2 protein-coding genes are annotated in these 3,407 nt (G+C 52.3%); both read right to left on the minus strand.

What is annotated here, in order from left to right; genetic code table 11:
* Positions 1-90: 90 nt before the first annotated feature.
* Entirely contained in the window at positions 91-1,116 is a 1,026-nt protein-coding gene (locus J0895_RS18910) for an NAD(P)/FAD-dependent oxidoreductase (protein WP_207089559.1), read from the minus strand.
* A partial coding sequence (locus J0895_RS18915; RefSeq protein ID WP_242541410.1) for a hypothetical protein occupies positions 1,109-3,407 on the minus strand: 2,299 nt, incomplete at its 5' end. The genes J0895_RS18915 and J0895_RS18910, both read right to left, overlap by 8 nt.

Below are 3,407 nucleotides of genomic sequence, written 5' to 3' on the forward strand. Positions count from 1 at the left end.
ACTCCTCTGATAAATATTATGGCAATTCTTGTAGCCCCTCTCCCATTTTGGGAGAGGGGTTGGGGGTGAGGGCTGCAAGGATTGCTACTATTATCTTACCCAATCTGGTGCATTCGGCAATAAGGCGTAAAGGTTTTTTAACGTTTGGATATCTTTCTGAAACCAAGTCTCCATCCACTGACTGTATCCGGCAATCACTTGACTCTCAAACGCTTTCCCTTGCAAGAGTTGGGTAATTAAATGGGCTGTCATCATTCCCGACATGACTGCTTTTAAAACCCCATGAGATGAGGCTGGATCTAGAACAGTAGCGGCATCTCCGACTAGAAAATAACCGGGTCCTGCGGGGGGAGACACTTGTCTCCATGTGACATCGGCAACGGCGGGTTTTCCCCAGGGTTTTAGGGTTTGAAATTCGGCGGGTTGCCAGTTTTTTTCTATTCGTTGGTTGCCGAAATCAAGGCGGGTCCATTGGTAGAGTTGGGGTCTGACTTTTGCAGTCCAAATCCATCCCGAGTCATTGGCAACGATCGCCGGTGCATCATCTCGGATGGGACAGTCTCCTTCCACATAGCCATAATGGGCGATTAAGGGAGGAGAAAATGGGTTGATTGCTAACTTTAATGGTTTGGCTAACCACTGTCTGCTGCCGGTGGCATCGACTGCAAATTTGGCCTTGATTTCACCTTGGTTGGTGGCGATTCCTGTAACTCGGTTTTGGCTAACAATCGGATGTAAGGCGCGACAGGGTTGACGAACTTCGACCCTTAATTCGATCGCCCGATCGCGCAACATTGTATCGAAATCTGCCCGCCATGCCTGAAATCCCTGCCAAGGTCCGGTTTCATCGGACCCGAATGGCTCAAACCGGGGAGAACTCTCCCATTGTATCCAGTTCCCTGTATGGCGTAAGAATCCGGCAGCTAAGAGGCGACTGCCGACTCCTAACTGCTGTAACAGGGGTTCGATGCCGGGGTGGAGAGTTTCCCCGGGATGAGGGCGGGGGAAGGGTTCCGCTTCGGCGATCGCCACTCGGAACCCTTGTTGTGCCAGGGCAATGGCGGCAGCAGTCCCTCCTGGACCACTCCCAGCGATCGCCACGTCAAACTCACACATTTTTTGATTCCCAGACTCCGGAATCCCGTTTCATCAACACCCGCAGTCCATCCACAAACAGGATTACCCGTTCCCGGACTTCCACCCAGCGTTTTCGCACGTCTTCCGGGGTAGTTATATTTCCATGCTGATACATTTCAAACCGATAAATTTTTCCCCGTAAGCGTTTGCCCGTCTGGGTTTGTGCCTCTTGCAGTTCCGTTTCCGTTGGGGTCACTTCCCGGAAGGAGAGAACACCCCATTTGGATTTTTCATTGACAATTTGCCCAAATGCCTGGGCGTTTTGTGCCTCAGACTGTCCGGGACGAAAGTATTTCTCCTCTTCGATACCTAAAGCGCTATACACATAAGCCATTGTTAGCACTCTCGCCTCGTATTCTCGCACATTCACTTGTCCCGTTAAGGCTAAGGTGAATTTACCTTGTAAGGCGTTGGTGACGTAATCGACATGATCGAATGCCTCATATTCCACCACTTGGCGATCGGTCAATTGCACTAAGCGCGGTCCCGGAACCCCATCCCAAGGCAATTCCCCGGTTTGACCGATTTCTGCATCGGTGAGAGGGCTAACGGTGGGCCAACTTCGCATCGGTTCAAAGGTGCGGGCGGCATCGGGCGACACCGCAGGCCAAAACGCACTAAGTGCGGCACAAAGTTTAGAATCTTCCGGGAAGGGACTGCCCAAACCATAGGCAGCTAAGAAGTCTAAGCCTTCTGGAGTGCGGTCAAAACTCACATCCCATCCGGGTGCATAGATTCCGGCAGCCGCATCCGGGAGGTAGGATTGACGATTCAGGATGAAACGGTCTAGGGGCCGCTGTCTCACAAAGGCTTGAACGGGTAAGGAGACGATCGCCGTTACGGTGGCATCTTCCGGGCGAAATCCAGCCTCGGTTAACGCCAAATTCGGCGGCATTCGCTCATCGGCTAAGGTTTCCGGGGGAATGCGCCAAATGCTGTTTCTCACGGCTTCTGGCACCGATTGTTCCCACCAATCCATGAGTTGCCGTTGATCGCAGGTGGGGAAGTAATCCGGGGCGCTTACGAGGGAATAAGCAGGAACCCTTCGGGGGATTTGGATGGCTAATTCGGGACAGAGGGCTTCAATCCAGCCATCTGCGGTAAAGTCAAGGTAATGTAAGGCATTGTATCCGCCTTGGGCTACTATACTAGCAACATTTGGGCGTTCATTCAGGTCAGCGACTGCCCCGTTGGGTAAGACTTGATGACGGGCGTGTACATATTCCGGGGCGTGTCGCGCTTCGTTGTCTGCGGGAATCAGCAAGCTGGAGGAGAGGGTTAAGCCATAGTTGGCGGGAACTTGATAGGTAAGGGTTTTGCCTTGATATTCTGCCGCTTCGACGAGGTTAGGATGGACGATGGGGGTGAGAATGCCGATGCCATCATCGGGGTTTTGTGAGAACTCAGCGATGCCTTCGGTAAAGATAAAGGGGGAATTGCTGATATCAGGTTCACTCCATCCGGTGTCATACCCTTGGTTTTGCAGTTGGAGATGGATGCGACGGAGTTTTTCGTTGATATGGCTGGCTTCTAGGCTAAGGGTTAAGTTAAAATTACGCAGACATTCATTGCCGCTAAAGAGTTTGTGTAAGGGAAACCAGAACAAGCGGCGATCGTCGCCATCGCGAACGCGCATGGGTTTGTATCCCGGGCGATCGCCTCGACGGATTACGGCAATATAGGCACTATACCTGGCTGGAATCACCCGCATGGCTTGGGAGTCACCTTCTACAAAGGGTAAAAAGCCGCGATTTTTGCTGTCATACAGGGCTTCAGCAGTTCCCACTCGGGCGACCCCTGTCCTGGAAAAGCACAAATCTGCGTGTTTCTGGTGGGGTGTGTCCGAGGCAACACGGTATTCGGAGGCAAAGACGGCGATCGCCAAGGGTCCATAATTCGCCTTGACCCGCAATTCCATTAAGGAGGGGGGTTCAACGCCATAAACGTAGTTTTCCACCGCTTCAATCTCAGCGAGGGTGGGAAAGGCGGTTAATTCGCTGCCCTGAGACCCGGTGACGACCGTCGCCGCAGCTAAGGCATGATAGAGTAAACTCCGGGCGGGAGAACCCGGTGCGATCGCCCGATTCCCTTCATCAGCAAAATCTGTAAATCCTGGAATAGTGCGGTTGATGTTCGGGAGGATTTTCCCCAATTCGGCTGTCAGATTTGCCGCTGTGATATCCAACCCATGCTGTAACAGTAATTCTCGCCATCCGTAGTTCGCAAGGCGATCGCAGACTTGTTTAACCTGATCAATTAAGGCCATAAGT

The organism is Phormidium pseudopriestleyi FRX01 (genome assembly GCF_017313335.1).
GTDB classification, from domain to species: domain Bacteria; phylum Cyanobacteriota; class Cyanobacteriia; order Cyanobacteriales; family Laspinemataceae; genus Laspinema; species Laspinema pseudopriestleyi.

Excerpts from the sequence above, each read along its gene's own strand:
- J0895_RS18910 (WP_207089559.1), bottom strand. The coding sequence starts at position 1,116 with ATGTGTGAGTTTGACGTGGCGATCGCTGGGAGTGGTCCAGGAGGGACT.